The following is a 14,630-nucleotide window of genomic DNA, read 5'->3' on the forward strand; positions in this document are numbered from 1 at the left end:
GCGAGGGCCGGTAGAAGCGTTAAGAAACTGGAGCGCGAAACGTCAGGCGATATGGTCTACGCCGGCGAATCGTCCTCTGACGCCTTCGGGGATGGCCTGGAGCAGCGCGTTCGAGAACTGGTCTTGCAGTGCGAAAGCTGCATTGGTGTCGCGATCAATCGACGACACGCGAAACAGCAGGCCGTCAGGGATCAGGTCGCGGAAGCCGTAGCGCATCTCCGCGAGCTTCTTGTCGATACCCCCGAGTACGGCGGTCTCACCGATGACGGTCCAGTAGGTGACCGGCTCGTAGCGCTGGTTGCCGAAAACAGTTTCGAGGCGTCTTGCCGGGATGGTGGCCCCGGCCAGCTTCAGCTCGACCTTGCTGTTAGCGGCGAGGCGGAAGCCCTGGGCCGGGTAGCAGACCTCGGGATAGTGAAGCTGCAGCCCGTCGCGCTGGTCGTTGCCATAGGCGATGGACAGCATCACGCGCTGGCCCACTCGATTGATGTAGGTGCGCGAGAGGATCTGGCTGTAGAGCTGCTTGAGCAGTTCTTCCTGCTGCGGGTTGACCACACCGCCCGTGACGGTGAGGTCGACTTGCCATTCGCCGAATTGCTTCGGGATCATGCTTTCGAGGTTCATCTCGCCATGCAGGCTGGCCATTCGCTGCGTGGGCGTCAGGCGCCACGCAGCGATTGCCGCAGCTCCCATCAGGAGGCTGGCGATCGCGGCGCGACGGGTCTGGCCCTCGACAGAAAGTTCGCCACTTGGTTTGATGGCTTCGCTCATGCGTGCCCCTTCTCAGTGACCCGCCGCGTACCGAAGCGCAGCATGCCGTCCGTCGCGATGATGAGCAGCAAAGCGCTGATGAACAGCACCATGCCGGCGAATCCATGCAGGAAACCCTGTCCGGCCTCGTCACCAAAGTAGTAGGTGATCAGCGTCAGCGTGCACACCCGGATGACATTGGCTGCAAAGCTGATCGGGACGATCAGGATGGCCAATGCGATGTTGCGGAACAAGGAGGAGTGCCGAACGATGTTCAGGTAGAGCAGGCCCAAGGCCTCCAGCGTGAACAGCGTGTGCAGGCCGGCGCAGGCATCGGCAACAAGCAGTTGGTAGGGGCCGATCTGCAGGATGACGCCACTGCGGCTGATCGGGTAGCCAACTGCATGGAGCATGCTCTCGGCCACGTAGGAGACGGCCATCTTCATCGGCTGCGTCAGCGCATCAACGATGGCACCCGGCAGCGGGATCATGAAGAGCATGAAGAACAGCGCGAAGGCAATCAGCCGCACATGGGCAGTGCCGCGCAGCAGCAGCACGATGGCCGAGACGACGAGGATGGCAGAGCCGACCTCGAAGACCCAGATGCCCTGGGAGCGCCCGACCGCGTACAGGAAGGCCGCGATGACGAACAAGGGCCAGGCAAGCCCCGGCCTCGGCTGCGCCGTACTGGTGTCCATGAGCTGGGGCCAGCGCCGATAGATCAACCAGATGCTGATGCCCAGCACGATGGGGCCATGGCCCTGGGCATCGGAAGCCCAGATGGTGCTGAACAGGCTGATCAGCGTCGGCACATACAGCGCGAGCAGGCCGAGGCCAGCTACCAGCCAGGGAACCAGCGCTGCCCGACTGCCGCGCGCCGGAACCATTGAAATCCCCAAGGTCGACACCTCAATACTCGTTCATGACGACGCCTGCGACTTCGGTAGGCGTATTGCCCAGCGCGGCGACGAGACCATTCAACGCGGTGACGCGGGTTACACCCTTGCGCGCAATGGCCAGCGCCGCGCCACAACGCGCCGCGATGACGGCGTAGTCGGCGCCGTGGATGGCGGCCGGCGTATCGACGATGACGTGATCGAACTTGGACACCAGCTCACGCATCAGCAGCGCAAACGCGGGGCGCTCGACCAACTCCGTCGGGTTGGGCGGCAAAGTGCCGACCGGCATCACGAAGAGGCTCGGCAAATCGCGGATGGGCCGGATCACATTGGTTTCGGAACGTCCCGACAGGATGCCCGACAAGCCGGAGCTGTTTTCCAGCCCGAAGATTTCGTGCTGTCGCGGGCTGCGCATGTCGCCGTCTACCAGCAAGGTGCGGCCACCCAGCTGACTGAATGCAATGGCGAGGTTGGCGGCAAAGAAGGTCTTGCCGTCCCCGTCGTCCGCGCTGATCACCGCAATGGCCCGCCGCGGCGCATCGGCCGGGTAGAGCTTCATGTTGATCTGGCTGCGCAGCACACGGAAAGACTCGGCCTGGTCGCTGAACGGTTTGGCAGCCAGCACGAGTTCATCGTTGGGCGCCGGCCCGCCGCCGGCGGCATAGGGATAGTGGAACTGCTGGCTCAGCGCCCACAGCACATCCTCGCCCTTGGCCAGCCCGAGCGACACGGCCGCCTCGCCGAAGCGCAGGCCGTGCGACTTCTGGTGGGCCAGGATGCGCTCCACCTGTTCGGTGGTGAGGTTGTTGGCTTCGGCAATGATGTCGCCGATGGATCGGTCATGCAGGGCCGAGGGACGGACCTCTTCTGCGGAACGGCTGCTCATGTTGTTTTGCATTGGTCGACTCGTCAGGCGGCTTTGGACACAGGCGCGGAGCCGAGAAGTCGCTGGCGTTGCGCCCCGCCAGCAGCGAACCCAATCGAGCGCTTGGATTTCGGACCTGGCAGCACGCCGATGATCGAAAGACCCAGCAGTTCTTGAATGTCATCAATCTCGCGCACACGACGGTCGCGCAGCTCGGCAGCCATGACCACGCCGACCGCCAGCAGGGCGCCAACGAAGATGCCCAGCGCGATGTTGAGCGGGATCTTCGGGAAAGAGGCCTCGATGGGCGCCGACGCCGAGGTGAGGACGCTGGCATTGCTGGAGGTTGCCTGACTCTCGATGCTGGTCACCGACTGGCGCTGCATGATGTTGTCGTAGTTGCGCTGCGCGTTCTCGATTTCCCGGGTGATGACCGCGCCCTCGTCCCGCACCTGCTTCAGCTTGAGCACCTTGGCGCGCTGCGCCTCCAGGTCAGCCCGCAGCTGTGCCTCGCGCTGGCGACTGATGTTGCCGCTGATGCCGACGCCCGCGGTCAGACGCTTGACCTCGGCATCGATGCGCTGGCGCAGCTCGTTGATGCTCGCCTTCAGCTCGATGACCTGGGGATTCTTGTCACCCAGGCGTGCGCTGATCTCCTGCAGGCGCGCTTCAGAGCGCGACATGTCCGCACGCAGCGATGCAACCACCGGGTTGCTGGTGATCTCGAACATCTTGTCGCCGGAGCCGGCGTTGGCCTGGGCCTGGCGGCTGCTGGCTTCGGCAGACAGCGACTGCACCATGACGAGCTGGCTGGAAATCTCGTTGAGTCGCTGGTTCTCAACGTCCAGACGCTCATCCGTCATGATGAGGCCATGCTCGTTCTGGAAAGCGCTGAGCTTGCTCTGTGCTTTCTCGAGGGCCTCACGCGCCTCCTTGGCGCGACTGTCAAAGAAGCTGCTGTACTGCTTGGCGGGGTCGACACGCAGCTCGACCGAGGTTTCGATGTAGGCCTGCACGAAGGCGTTGGCCAACGCGGCGGCAAACCTGGGGTCCGGCGCAACGTACGACACGTTGATCACACTGCTTTCGCGGCCCGGCTTGACGTCGAGGTCTCGCTGCAGGCGGTCGATCAGCCAGGTCTCGATGTCGCCTTCACCGTTTTGCGCTTCTTGCCATTGCTGCCGGACCTGCGGCACTTCGGTCAACCGGAGCGTGCGCACTGCGCGGCGTGCCACGCGCTCGCTCTGAAGGATGTCGATTTGCGTGGCGATGACGCCCGGCGTCATCAGCGACTGATACGCGATGGCAGACAGAGGATCGGGCTTGACGTCGACCACGACGCTGGCCACCGCGGTGTAGCGCTTGGGCAGCAGGAAGCTCAGCGCCACAGCAGGTATGAGGACGCCCAGCAGGATGGCGATGAACAGCCGTTTGCGGGCAACCAGGATCGAAAGGAATTGGCGGAATGTCATGCGTGGCCCCTGGAAATCAGAACAGGCTTTCCTTGACGTAGACGACATCGCCGTCCTTGACGCCATCGTCCAGCGCGGCCTGAATCACCTGGACCTTGCCGTCAGCACCCTTGCGGTGCACGCGAATGCCGCGCTCGGTACCACGCTGGGTCAGGCCACCGCCGGCCGCCAGGGCCTGCATCAGCGTCATGCCACGTTCCAGACGGAAGGGGCCGGGCCGCTGCACTTCACCATAGATGTACACAAGCGGTGAGCGATCAACCCAGAGCACGTCACCGTTCTGGATCAGTACGTCGTTGGCACGGTTCTGGTCGGCGCTGAAGACGTTGGGAAGATCGATCTCCATGCGGAAGGGCTTGCCGTTGCGGACGCCGCTGAGCACGAGCATGTCGCCGCCGGTCGTGGCCACGCCGCCGGCGTTGGCCAGCAGATCGGTCACGCGCATGTCGGCCGTCTCGATGGGATAGCGGCCCGGCCGGTTGACCTGGCCGAGCACGCTGGCCTGGTTGCCCTTGACCTGCAGCAGCGTCAGGGTGACCTGGGGCGACTTGACGAAGTTGCCGTTCTTCAGGCCGTCGGCGATGAGCTTCTCGGCCGCGCTGACGCCGAGGCCGCCGATGCGCACATTGCCCAACAGCGGAAAGCTGATGACGCCGGTCTCGGAGACGCGGGTCTCGAGCGTCAGGTCCGGGTTTTGGTAGACCATGATGCGGATGACGTCGCCAGACCCGAGGCGGTACTCGGGCGAGACGGCCGCGGCCAGTGCTGCCGGCCGAGTGGCCGCGGTCTGAGCCTGTGCGCCCAGGGCAGCCAGGCCGAGAACGGTGGCGAGAAGCAGTTTTTTCATACGCATCATTTCAGGCCCATGCCCTTGGAGATGGAAGCAGGATCCAGGCCACTCGCTGCCGGCGCGGGAGCGACCGGCGCTGTAGACACCGGGACTTCGGAAGCGGCAGGCGCCAGGGGAGCCGGCGTCGTCGGGGTCGCAGCAGCTGCGGCAGGAGCGGGCTCGGCGAACTTGCCGACGTATTCGATCTTGGAGGTGTCGCGCAGTGCCTTGATGTCCTTCTGCACGGCCTCGGCCTTGCGCTGGTTCAGCAAGAAGGCTTCGATGGCCGGGCGGGCGCGCACCTCATCGACAGGCTGGCTGCGCGAGCCAACGAGGAAAAGCACCGTCAACCCGTTGGGGTTCTGGCTGATCATCGAATCGCCGTCTTTCATCTTGGAGATGGCGTCCAGGCTGGCCAGCGGCAGTTGCTCGGCTGCACGCACGGCCTGGTTGCCGTTGAAGCGCATCTCGGCCGACTTCAGGTACTCGGCGAACTCGTTGAGGTTCTTGGCCGCGGCCAGCTTGGCGCGGATGGTTTCGAACTGCTCGGGCTTGGCCTCGATCTGCAGTTCTTGCAGGCTGTAGATGCGGCGATCCTTGAACAGGCCCGGCTTGTCGTTGTAATACTTGGCGATCTCGTCGTTGCTGGGCTTGGAGACCGACTCGCCGACGCGCTCGGCGTAGGCGCGCGCAATGATTTCGCGCTTGGCGGCCTCGATCTGTTGCACCACGCGCGGGTCGCGGTCGAGCTTTTGCTCCTGGGCCTTCTGCACCGCGAGTTCCTGGTCGACCAGGCGTTCCAGCACTTGGCGGCTGGCCGTCTCCGCCTGTTCGGGCTTCAGGCCGGGCTGGCGCTGCAGCACGAAATTGATCTGGTGGACGGTGATCTCTTCCTTGTTGACCTTGGCCGCCGTTTGGGAAGCTTTGTCACTCTTGTCGCCACCGCAGGCGGTCAGCAAGGCCGCGGATGCGACGATGGCCAGCAGCAGGGAGGCCCGGTGATTGATGAGTCGCTTTGCCATCTGATGAGGTCCTTGTTATGTGGAGGAAGGGCTCCCCGCCCAGTGAACGAACGAGTGTAGTGGTGCGATATGTCGCTTCTGTGGGCGCCACGCCCCCATTACTGGGTTCGTGAGCCGCCTGCGTTAGAGCGAAATCAAGCCGGAAGTTCCCGAGACCCCCACGTTCTGGGGGGAGCAATTCAGTCGGCCGAGGATAGCGCCGTCACGGCGCGGTCCGTTTGCTGGTTAGCACTTGATGCCGGCGTGCAGGGCGACGATGCCGGCGCTGAGGTTGTGCACGTCCACGTGGCCGAAGCCGGCCGTCTTCATCATGGCCTTGAGCGTGGCCTGGTCGGGGTGCATGCGGATGGACTCGGCCAGATAGCGGTAGCTTTCAGCATCACCAGCAAACAGCGAACCCAGCTTGGGCAAGATGTTGAAGGAGTACCAGTCGTAGGGCTTGCGCAGCGGCTCGGCGATGCGGGAGAACTCCAGCACCAGCAGGCGGCCGCCCGGCTTGAGCACGCGGCACATCTCGGCCAGGGCAAGGTCCTTGTGCGTCATGTTGCGCAGGCCGAACGCGACACTCACCAGGTCGAAGCTCTCGCTTTTGAACGGCAGCTTCTCGGCGTCGGCCAGGCTGGTGGGCAGGATCAGGCCTTCATCCAGCAACCGGTCGCGGCCCTGGCGCAGCATGGCTTCGTTGATGTCTGTGTGGACGACCATGCCGGTCTCGCCGACTTTGCGGGCAAAGGCGCGCGACAGGTCACCCGTGCCGCCGGCAATGTCCAGCGCCCGCTCGCCGGCCTTCAGGTTGGCGACCTGCACGGTGTAGGCCTTCCATGCCCTGTGCAGGCCGGCCGACATGACGTCGTTCATGAGGTCGTACTTGGAGGCGACGGAGTCGAAGACGCCGCGAACCTTCGTTGCCTTCTCGTCCTCGTCGACGGTGCTGAAACCGAAATGCGTTTGACTCATGGGATTCAGTGAGAGTGGCAGGCGCCGCCGCCCTTGGCCGGCATCGGCTCATCGCGAACCTTGCCGGCCGCAGCCAGGCGCGCTTCGTAGTCGCGCCACAGCTGGTCTTGCTGGCTGCCGAGCTTGTAAAGATAGTCCCACGTGAACAGTCCGCTGGCGTGGCCGTCGGAAAACGTCGGTCGCACGGCGTAATGCCCGACCGGCTCCATGCCGGTGACGACGACACTGCGCTTGCCGGTCTGCAGCGTCTCCTGACCCGGGCCGTGGCCCATGACTTCAGCGGACGGGCTGTAGACCCGCATCAGCTCGAACGGGATGCGAAAGCGCGCGCCATCGTCGAAGGCGATCTCCAGCACGCGCGAGTGCTGGTGGACGGTGAGCTCGGTGGGCGATGCCATTCCGGCAGTGTAGGTGGCGAAGCTCAGAACGACTGGTAGGCCGGCAGTTGCCCGTCCTTGGGACGCACCTGCGTGAAGCGTGCGGCAAGGCGCGACTGCACGTTGGTGGGAAGAGGCGCAAAACCGGAACCGCGCGTCAGGGCGTCGCCGTGCATGAAGCACCAGTAAAGGAACTTCAGCGCACCCAGCGCTTTGGCGCCGGTCGCAGGCTCGGCGTCGACGAGGGCAAAACTGGTCAGCGTGATCGGCCAGGCGTCGGCACCCGGCCGGTTGAGCAACGTTGCCAGGTCGTCGCCCTGGCGGTGCATGTCGCTCTCCAGCACCGCGGCGCTGAAGCCTCGCTCGGATGGCGCCACGAAACGGCCGGCCGCATTGCGCAGCTTCACCGCAGCCAACTTGTCACGCAGCACGCGGTCATAGGACACATAGGCGATGCCGCCCGCCGTGGCCCGCAGCGCCTGCACCATGCCGTCGTTGCCGTCGGCCTTCAGCGGCTCGCCGGGCCAGGCCGGCGCCTGGCCGGCCCCGGCCTCGGTCTTGAATCGCTCCGAAACGCCGGCCAGGTAGCGGCTGAAGCCGTCGCTGGTGCCCGACTTGTCGGCACGCACGACGCGCTTGATCGGCCAGGCCGGCAGGCTGGCGCCCGGATTGAGCGCAGCGATGCGCGCGTCGCTCCAGAGCTTGACGCGGCCCAGGAAGATGTCTGCCAGCAGTTCGCCGTCAAGCTGCAGTGGCGCACCGAGGCCGGGCAGGTTCACGACCGGCACGACGCCACCGACGAGCATGGGAATCTGCACCAGCTTCTGCCTGGCCAGCTCGGCGGCGGGAAGCGGCGCGTCGGTGCCGCCGAAATCGACTTGGCGGGCGCTGATCTGCTTGATGCCGTCCCCCGAGCCGGTTGCCTTGTAAGTCACTGCGCCTCCGCCCGCCTGCTGGAAGGCGCGCGCCCAAGCGTCATAAACCTTGGACGGGAAAGAGGCGCCCTGCCCTTGCACGGGCTGGGCAAATGCCGTGGTGGACAGCAGCAACGCGGCGACGGGCGCCAAGATCAGACGAAGGGGAAAGGGCATGGCCAGACGGCTTGGTAGAAACCCTCAATGATGCCCTGTGTCTTCCTGCTGGCATGGCGGGGCGGCGCTCTAATCTCACGTTTCCACCGCTCGCCTCTTCCTCCATGACGCGATTCAACCGCCACCGCCTGGCCAAAGCAGCGACCCTGCTCAGCCTGGCCGCCACTGTCACCACCAGCCAGGCCCTCGATCTGAGCGGCCTGTCCAAGGAGGTGCAGCCCTGCGACGACTTCTACGCATTCGTCAACGGCAACTGGGAGGCCGCTACCGAGCTGCCCGCCAGCCGCGCCCGCATCGGCAGCTTCGAGCAGCTGCGCCAGGCGAACGACGCACTGCTGGAGAAGGCGCTCAAGGAACTGGCCGACAAGCCCACCCTGCAGACGACCCCCGGCCTCAAGCTCATTGCAGCGTATTTCTCCAGCGGCATGGACGAAGCCGCCATCGAGGCGCGCGGGCTGTCGTCGATCACGCCGTTGCTCAACCGCATCGACGGCCTGCAGCGACGCGAGGATCTGCCTACGCTGCTGGCCCTGCTGGCCCGCAGCGGCGTCAGCGCGCCGCTGGGTTACAGCGTGCAGCCCGACCGCAAGGACACGCGCCGCCATGTGCTGAGCCTCAGCCAGTCGGGTCTGGGCCTGCCAGACCGTGACGATTACTTCCGCAGCGACGAGCGCACCCGCAGCGTTAGCGCCGCCTACCGGGCGTTTGCCAAGACCCTGCTGGGCACCTCGGGCCGCCCAAACGGTGATGCCGAGCTGGACGCGCTGATGGCGTTTGAGACCCAGCTTGCCGAGGTCAGCCGCGAGCGCGCCCGACTGCGCGACCCCAACGCCAACTACAACCCGATGAGCCCGGCCGAGCTAGCCACCGTCGCGCCCGGCCTGGACTGGAGCGCCTACCTGGCCGTGCTGACGGCCGGCGCCAAGATGCCGCAACGCCTCCTCGTCGGCCAGCCCGAGTTCGCCACGCGCGTGGCCAAGCTGGCGGCCGAGACGCCGCTGGAGGTCTGGCGCAGCTATTTGGCGCTGCGCGTGCTCGACACGACCGCGCCGAGACTGCCAAAGGCGTATGCGAACGCATCATTCGAATACCGCGGCAAGGCCATCACCGGGCTGCAGGCACCGCCGCCGCGCAACGAGAGCGTCATCTTGCAGATTGGCGGCCGCACCGGCACCGAGCCGGTGGCGCTGGCGCTGGGCGAACTCTTCGTCGCTCGCGCCTTCTCGCCCGAGGCGCAGCGTCGCTCGCTGCTGCTGGTGGAAGACATCCGCGCCAGCATGAAGGAACGCATCGAGAAGCTTGAATGGATGACGCCGCCGACCAAGGCCAAGGCCCTGGAAAAGCTGGCCGCCATGCAGCCGGTGATTGGCGCGCCCGAGAAGTGGCCGCTGTACGAAGGCTTGCAGCTCAACAGCACCGACTACGCTGGCAACTGGCTTAAGACGGCGCTGTGGCACAGCGAACGCCAGATGAAGGATCTGGACGCGCCGGTGGACCGCGGCCGCTGGCGCATCAGCCCGCACATCGTCAACGCCTTCGCTGGCGGGCTCAACCAGATCATCTTCCCCGCCGGCATCCTGCAGCCGCCCTTCTTCTCAGCGACGGCCGACGACGCGACGAACTACGGTGGCATCGGCATGGTCATCGGCCACGAGATCACCCACCACTTCGACGACAGCGGCCGCAACTTTGACGCCGGCGGCTCGCTGACCGACTGGTGGACGTCGACGGACGCGGCCGGCTACAAGGCCCGCGCCGACAAGGTGGCCGAGCGCTATGCCGCCATCTCGCCGCTGCCGGGCTACACCATCAACGGCCGGCTGACGCTGGGCGAGAACATCTCGGACATCTCAGGTCTCCCCATCGCTTACGAGGGCCTGCAGCGCGCGCTCAAGCGCAGCGGTACGGCGGACAAGAAGATCGATGGCTACACGCCGGCCCAGCGCTTCTTCATCAGCAACGCGCTGGTCTGGCGCACCAAGGTCCGCAATGAGTTCCTGATCAACCAGATCCGCACGGACAGCCATTCGCCAGCCAAGTACCGGGTGCTGACACCGATGAGCAATACGCCGTATTTCGCGCAGGCGTTCTCGTGCAAGGCCGGGAGCGGCATGGTGGCGCCCGACCCGCTGACGGTCTGGTGAAGTCGGCGCATCCACCGCCGCGCGGCGGCTGATTCCGGCCGGGCTGTTTAGCGAGCGTCCGATGAGCCTCGTTGGATGCTAGTCTTGGCCACAGGCGAGCTACGAAGGCGGCGCTGCGACATGGATCTCCTCAGCCGAGGCACGGATGAGAAAGAGAGGCTCTTCATGAAGAAGCTTGCGTTCGCAGGGGCGGCTGTGGCGCTCGCCGTCAGCCTTGGCACTGCGAAGGCTTCGACGATCGCGTTCGATACCATGGGCCCGTCGGGCATCTTCGACCCATACGCCGGATGGAACATAGGGGGCGGGGCGAACGGGTCGCTCGATTTCAACAATCTCCCGGCCGCGCAGTTCACCTCGCTGGCGTCGGGGACGGTCTCGGAGCTTTCCGCTGCGATATGGCGCTTGGACGACGCAGCCACGCCAATCTACTTCCAGCTACGCGCTGACAGTGCTGGCCTGCCCGGCTCGGTGCTGGGGCAAGCATTGGTATCGGCCTCGAACGAGCGCGAAGTACAAAAGGTGTCGTTCCAAGGAATCGGCGTCGCACTGTCTGCCGGAACGAACTACTGGTTCAGCATTGAGGCCATCGAGCCAGCTACCGAGGCAGCGTGGATGTTCAACACGTTTGGCGTCAATGCCCCACTGGCGATCTTGCATTCACCGTTGACCCCTCCCGGATCGGACACATGGCATTTGAGTTCGTCCGCCACTGCACCCGCGTTTCGTGTGGACGTCGCGCTGGTCCCTGAGCCGACAACGGTGCTGCTGCTGATGATGGGCTTGTCGATCATCTCGATCCGCTTAAGCCGCCCGAGTGGCACGTAAGCTTTGACGGGGTTCTCAGACGGAAGCGGCCCTCGGATTACGGCCGGCTGCTTCGCACCGGTTTCCCGAAGCACAGCGGCACTCGCGGCTGCACGCCGGCAAAGCGCTTGTTCACCAGCAACGTGCTGGTCTGCCTCACCAAGGTCCGCGACGAGTTGCTGATTAATCACCAGCCAAGTAACAGGTGCCGACGTCGATGAGCAACACGCCCCGTGCGCACCGACGTTCAGCAGCAAGCCGGCAGCGCGATGGTGGCGGCGTTCACCGTCTGGTGACACGCGTCCAGCTTCCATGGAGCAAAAGGGCGGGCAGATCGTCCGGAGGGAGGGCGTTAACGTCTGAACGTGGCGCTTGGGCCAGCGACAACTGGTCATCTAGGGATCGCTCAACCAAAGGGTTAGTAAAACACTGCTGTCCCGTTTACCAACCAGGGACTACTGCGATGAAACTTACGCCATGGCTTACGGTCGCCTGTCTCACATTGAGCGCAATAAGCGCCAATGGGGCAGTTGTCTACAGCTATCAAGGCAATCCAATGCGCTTCGATGGAGAGCCGTGGAATGGCTTCGTGGAGTCAGGAATCTACGCGAAGCTCGAGTTTTCCGACAATGGAACCCAGCTGCTAAATTGGGTCATCGGAAAGAAGGGTCTGGCGCCGTACGGAACGGTTGAACTGACGAAGTCGACCTTAGGCACTCAAGCCGATTTCTTCTTCAAGACCGACGCAGCTGGCAACGTCACAGACTGGAATCTTGCAACTTTCAGCTATCTGGTCGACGGCTATATAGGCATGACCACGAGATTTAATCCGGGTCCTTCTGCACCCCCCCCCGACAACACGACTGACAGCGCGGTTGCGGCCAAGTGGATCACGCCTGAATTCTTGTACTACAACGGTGCGAATCCTGGCACCTGGACCAGGACGGGCGACCTGCCCCATCTCGCCCTCGAATGGCACGCGGCGCCTGTTCCAGAATTGGACGCCGCTGCGATGCTGGCTGGTGGTTTGGGCATGGTTGGATGGCTCACGGGACGTCGAAGGCGCACAGCTTGACGCGCCTCAATGAAGGTGCGCGGAACTCCTCGGCACAAGACCGAGAAGCTCCGTTTTTTAACGGCGCCTGCTTAGACGCGATGCCGGCTTACCACTGCAGCTTCAGCGTGTAGGCCCCCGTGCCGCTGTAGCGCAACACCTGCACATACAGCGTGATGGCGCTGGAGCCGCCGTTTGCATACGACGTGCTGTCGGTCAAGCCGGCCGCCCTTTCGCTCTTGGCCAGCGTGGTGCCCGCGCTGTTCTTCACGTAGAGGTCGAAGTCCGGCGTGCTGCCCATGCTCAGCGTTGCGCTCAGCGTCTTGCCGGCCGGCAGCGTCACCCTGAAGTAGTCGGTGTCGCTGCTGGAGCCGATGGTGCCTGCCACGTTGGCCGGTGCCGACACGGTGTTGGCCGTGCCGATGGTGCCGTTGGACTCTGTCTCGTTGACCGTCGGCAGACCGCCCGTGCCGGTGATGGCCTGGACCGCCGCTTGCGCGTTCAGGATGCCCGTGCCGCAACCCGAGCAAGTGCCCGGGAACGCGCGCGCGCTGCTTTGCAGGGCCGCCTTGATCTGGTCGGGCGTGGCGGTGGGCTTGGCGCTCAGCATCAGCGCGGCCACGCCAGCCACGTGCGGCGCGGCCATGGACGTGCCCTGGTAGTAGGCGTAGTTGTCCGCCCCAGGCGCCTTGGTGCCGGCATTGAGCGTGCTCAGGATGCCGTTGCTGGCTGACGAGCGCACATCGCCGCCGGGTGCGGCCAGAGCCACGACGTTGCCGTAGTTGGAGTAGTAGGCCCGCGCGCCGTTGCGGTCAGTCGCCGCGACGGCGATGACGCCCGAGCAGTTGGCCGGGCTGGAGTTGCTGGCGTTCTGGTTCTCGTTGCCGGCCGCCACGACGATGACGCTGCCGCGCGAGCGTGCGCTGTTGATGGCGTTCTGCGACGTCGTGTCGCAGCTGCCGCCACCACCGAGGGACAGGTTCAGCACCTTGGACGGCGTGGCGTTGGCAGGCAGGCCGCTGACAGTGCCGCCGGAGGCCCAAATCATGCCGTCGGCGATGTCGGATGTGTAGCCGCCGCAGGTGCCGAGCACGCGCACGGCCTGCACCTTCGCGTTGAAGGCGATGCCGGCGATGCCGGCGCCGTTGTTGGTGCGCGCGGCGATGGTGCCGGCCACGTGCGTACCGTGCCAGCTGGAGTTGCTGGCCGGATCACCCGCCTGACACTGGTTGGCGTTTGTCCAGTCGCCCGGGTCGCTCGGGTCGTTGTCACGGGCATTGCCGTCGTTGGAGACGGCGGTGTCCTTGATCATGTCGTAGCCGGCCACGATCTGGCCAGACAGGTCGGCATGTGGGCGGATGCCGGTGTCGATGACAGCGACGGTGACGCCGGAGCCGGTGGCCAGGTCCCAAGCCGCCGGCGCGCGGATGCCGCCGGTGTTCTCGAACAGGTCCCACTGCGAGTTGTAGCTGGTGTCGTTGGGCGTCAGCAGCGGGTACATCTTGCGGTCGGGTTCCGCGTAGGCGATGTTGGGGTCGGCGGCCTGGAGTTCGGCGGCCACGCGCTGAAGGTCGCTGTGCGACAGCGCCTTGTCGAGCTTGAAGACGTGGGCGCCGGTGCCCATCTGGCGCACCAGGCCGGCCTTCACGCCACGCAGGGCGAGTGCAGCGTTCAGCGCCGCGACCCGTGACGACATGGCCTGAGCGGCAATGCCGCGGGCGCGCAGCACACGGGTGTCGGACGCGTCGGCCTCGGACGCATCACGGTAGCCAATGATCAGCCGATCGGTGACGGGCGCTGCCCGCTGGACGATGCTGGCAATGCCGAGGTCGACTTGGCTGTTGGAGACGCCGGCCTGGACTGACCCGGCCGCGACGAGGCTGCAGGCCAGCGCGAGCAGGGTTCTCTGGTTCGCAAAAACAAAGCTCATTTGGTAGTTCCGAAAAGTCACCGTGACGGACGGCATGCCGGCTCGGCCCATGGGATCTCCACGCGAAGCGCCGCCGTTTTTCTTCAGCTTGCCGGCTGGGCTCGTCATCCCAACAACTTCAACGTCCCACCACCGGCCTGGCGCCATCCGAAGCAGGACCAGTGTGTTCGTCGCACGAAGCCAGCCTTGTCACTGGCCGCAGTGACAGAAGTCACCTGAGCGGGGAATCACGGATGACAACCCCCGTGACGAATGGCACGCACACGCTCAAACACGTGATTTGGCCCCGACGCAATTCAGCTGCGGTTTTCTGCGAGTCGTCGCATGCCACCGGCAACTCATCGCTTGCTTCTTGGGCCCGCTAAGTCTGGCACCTAGCCTGAGCACAGGTCGACGTCATTCACGTCGATTTCCGGACCCAACCCCCAAGGAGCTC

The 14,630-nt window shown here is 64.9% G+C and carries 13 protein-coding genes; 3 read left to right on the plus strand and 10 right to left on the minus strand.

From position 1 onward, the window contains the following. Positions 1-42 precede the first annotated feature (42 nt). The 9 genes from epsI to pstS all read right to left on the minus strand — a co-directional run bounded on the left by epsI (position 43) and on the right by pstS (position 8,262). Entirely contained in the window at positions 43-771 is a 729-nt protein-coding gene (gene epsI, locus ASC81_RS24630; RefSeq protein ID WP_082536807.1) for an exosortase-associated protein EpsI, B-type, read from the minus strand. After that, positions 768-1,637, minus strand: coding sequence for an exosortase B (gene xrtB, locus ASC81_RS24635; RefSeq protein WP_056273550.1), 870 nt, complete (start codon positions 1,635-1,637; stop codon positions 768-770). Before xrtB ends, epsI begins: the two co-directional genes overlap by 4 nt. Positions 1,638-1,659: 22 nt before the next feature. After that, the gene (locus tag ASC81_RS24640; RefSeq protein WP_235533765.1) at positions 1,660-2,535 is read right to left on the minus strand and encodes a polysaccharide biosynthesis tyrosine autokinase; all 876 of its coding nucleotides are present in this window, start codon (positions 2,533-2,535) and stop codon (positions 1,660-1,662) included. Positions 2,536-2,558: 23 nt separating this feature from the next. Continuing rightward, a complete protein-coding gene (gene epsF, locus ASC81_RS24645; RefSeq protein ID WP_056273554.1) occupies positions 2,559-3,986 on the minus strand; it encodes a chain length determinant protein EpsF in 1,428 nt (475 codons plus the stop codon). Positions 3,987-4,002: 16 nt separating this feature from the next. Further along, the gene (epsE, locus tag ASC81_RS24650) at positions 4,003-4,833 is read right to left on the minus strand and encodes a polysaccharide export protein EpsE (RefSeq protein WP_235533766.1); all 831 of its coding nucleotides are present in this window, start codon (positions 4,831-4,833) and stop codon (positions 4,003-4,005) included. A 5-nt stretch (positions 4,834-4,838) separates the two neighbouring features. Then, a complete protein-coding gene (locus ASC81_RS24655; RefSeq protein ID WP_056273556.1) occupies positions 4,839-5,837 on the minus strand; it encodes an EpsD family peptidyl-prolyl cis-trans isomerase in 999 nt (332 codons plus the stop codon). A gap of 225 nt (positions 5,838-6,062) precedes the next feature. Then, positions 6,063-6,794, minus strand: a complete 732-nt coding sequence (ubiE, locus tag ASC81_RS24660; RefSeq protein WP_056273559.1) for a bifunctional demethylmenaquinone methyltransferase/2-methoxy-6-polyprenyl-1,4-benzoquinol methylase UbiE — start codon at positions 6,792-6,794, stop codon at positions 6,063-6,065. Positions 6,795-6,799: 5 nt separating this feature from the next. After that, on the minus strand, positions 6,800-7,192 hold the full coding sequence (locus ASC81_RS24665; protein ID WP_056273564.1) for a gamma-butyrobetaine hydroxylase-like domain-containing protein: 393 nt from the start codon (positions 7,190-7,192) through the stop codon (positions 6,800-6,802). Positions 7,193-7,215: 23 nt separating this feature from the next. Beyond that, a complete protein-coding gene (gene pstS / locus ASC81_RS24670; protein WP_056273566.1) occupies positions 7,216-8,262 on the minus strand; it encodes a phosphate ABC transporter substrate-binding protein PstS in 1,047 nt (348 codons plus the stop codon). A gap of 104 nt (positions 8,263-8,366) precedes the next feature. Here pstS and ASC81_RS24675 point away from each other — a divergent pair, with 104 nt between their 5' ends. The 3 genes from ASC81_RS24675 (at position 8,367) to ASC81_RS27275 (ending at position 12,285) form a co-directional block, all read left to right on the plus strand. Beyond that, entirely contained in the window at positions 8,367-10,406 is a 2,040-nt protein-coding gene (locus tag ASC81_RS24675; protein WP_056273569.1) for a M13 family metallopeptidase, read from the plus strand. A gap of 165 nt (positions 10,407-10,571) precedes the next feature. Next, positions 10,572-11,231 carry a PEP-CTERM sorting domain-containing protein gene (locus ASC81_RS24680; RefSeq protein ID WP_162245963.1) on the plus strand — a complete coding sequence of 220 codons (660 nt, stop codon included), beginning with the start codon at positions 10,572-10,574 and terminating at the stop codon, positions 11,229-11,231. 442 nt (positions 11,232-11,673) lie between these two features. Beyond that, positions 11,674-12,285, plus strand: coding sequence for a hypothetical protein (locus ASC81_RS27275; RefSeq protein ID WP_156392418.1), 612 nt, complete (start codon positions 11,674-11,676; stop codon positions 12,283-12,285). An 88-nt stretch (positions 12,286-12,373) separates the two neighbouring features. Here ASC81_RS27275 and ASC81_RS24685 read toward each other — a convergent pair whose 3' ends face one another. Then, a complete protein-coding gene (locus tag ASC81_RS24685) occupies positions 12,374-14,194 on the minus strand; it encodes a S8 family peptidase (protein WP_056273952.1) in 1,821 nt (606 codons plus the stop codon). Positions 14,195-14,630 lie beyond the last annotated feature (436 nt).

The organism is Pelomonas sp. Root405 (assembly GCF_001425165.1).
Taxonomy (GTDB): Bacteria; Pseudomonadota; Gammaproteobacteria; order Burkholderiales; family Burkholderiaceae_C; genus Pelomonas.

What these genes read in the sequence shown, in the direction of transcription:
- epsI (WP_082536807.1), bottom strand. Translation starts at nt 771, where the DNA reads ATGAGCGAAGCCATCAAACCAAGTGGCGAACTTTCTGTCGAGGGCCAG.
- xrtB (WP_056273550.1), bottom strand. Translation starts at nt 1,637, where the DNA reads ATGGTTCCGGCGCGCGGCAGTCGGGCAGCGCTGGTTCCCTGGCTGGTA.
- ASC81_RS24640 (WP_235533765.1), bottom strand. Translation starts at nt 2,535, where the DNA reads ATGAGCAGCCGTTCCGCAGAAGAGGTCCGTCCCTCGGCCCTGCATGAC.
- epsF (WP_056273554.1), bottom strand. Translation starts at nt 3,986, where the DNA reads ATGACATTCCGCCAATTCCTTTCGATCCTGGTTGCCCGCAAACGGCTG.
- epsE (WP_235533766.1), bottom strand. Translation starts at nt 4,833, where the DNA reads ATGAAAAAACTGCTTCTCGCCACCGTTCTCGGCCTGGCTGCCCTGGGC.
- ASC81_RS24655 (WP_056273556.1), bottom strand. Translation starts at nt 5,837, where the DNA reads ATGGCAAAGCGACTCATCAATCACCGGGCCTCCCTGCTGCTGGCCATC.
- ubiE (WP_056273559.1), bottom strand. Translation starts at nt 6,794, where the DNA reads ATGAGTCAAACGCATTTCGGTTTCAGCACCGTCGACGAGGACGAGAAG.
- ASC81_RS24665 (WP_056273564.1), bottom strand. Translation starts at nt 7,192, where the DNA reads ATGGCATCGCCCACCGAGCTCACCGTCCACCAGCACTCGCGCGTGCTG.
- pstS (WP_056273566.1), bottom strand. Translation starts at nt 8,262, where the DNA reads ATGCCCTTTCCCCTTCGTCTGATCTTGGCGCCCGTCGCCGCGTTGCTG.
- ASC81_RS24675 (WP_056273569.1), top strand. Translation starts at nt 8,367, where the DNA reads ATGACGCGATTCAACCGCCACCGCCTGGCCAAAGCAGCGACCCTGCTC.
- ASC81_RS24680 (WP_162245963.1), top strand. Translation starts at nt 10,572, where the DNA reads ATGAAGAAGCTTGCGTTCGCAGGGGCGGCTGTGGCGCTCGCCGTCAGC.
- ASC81_RS27275 (WP_156392418.1), top strand. Translation starts at nt 11,674, where the DNA reads ATGAAACTTACGCCATGGCTTACGGTCGCCTGTCTCACATTGAGCGCA.
- ASC81_RS24685 (WP_056273952.1), bottom strand. Translation starts at nt 14,194, where the DNA reads ATGAGCTTTGTTTTTGCGAACCAGAGAACCCTGCTCGCGCTGGCCTGC.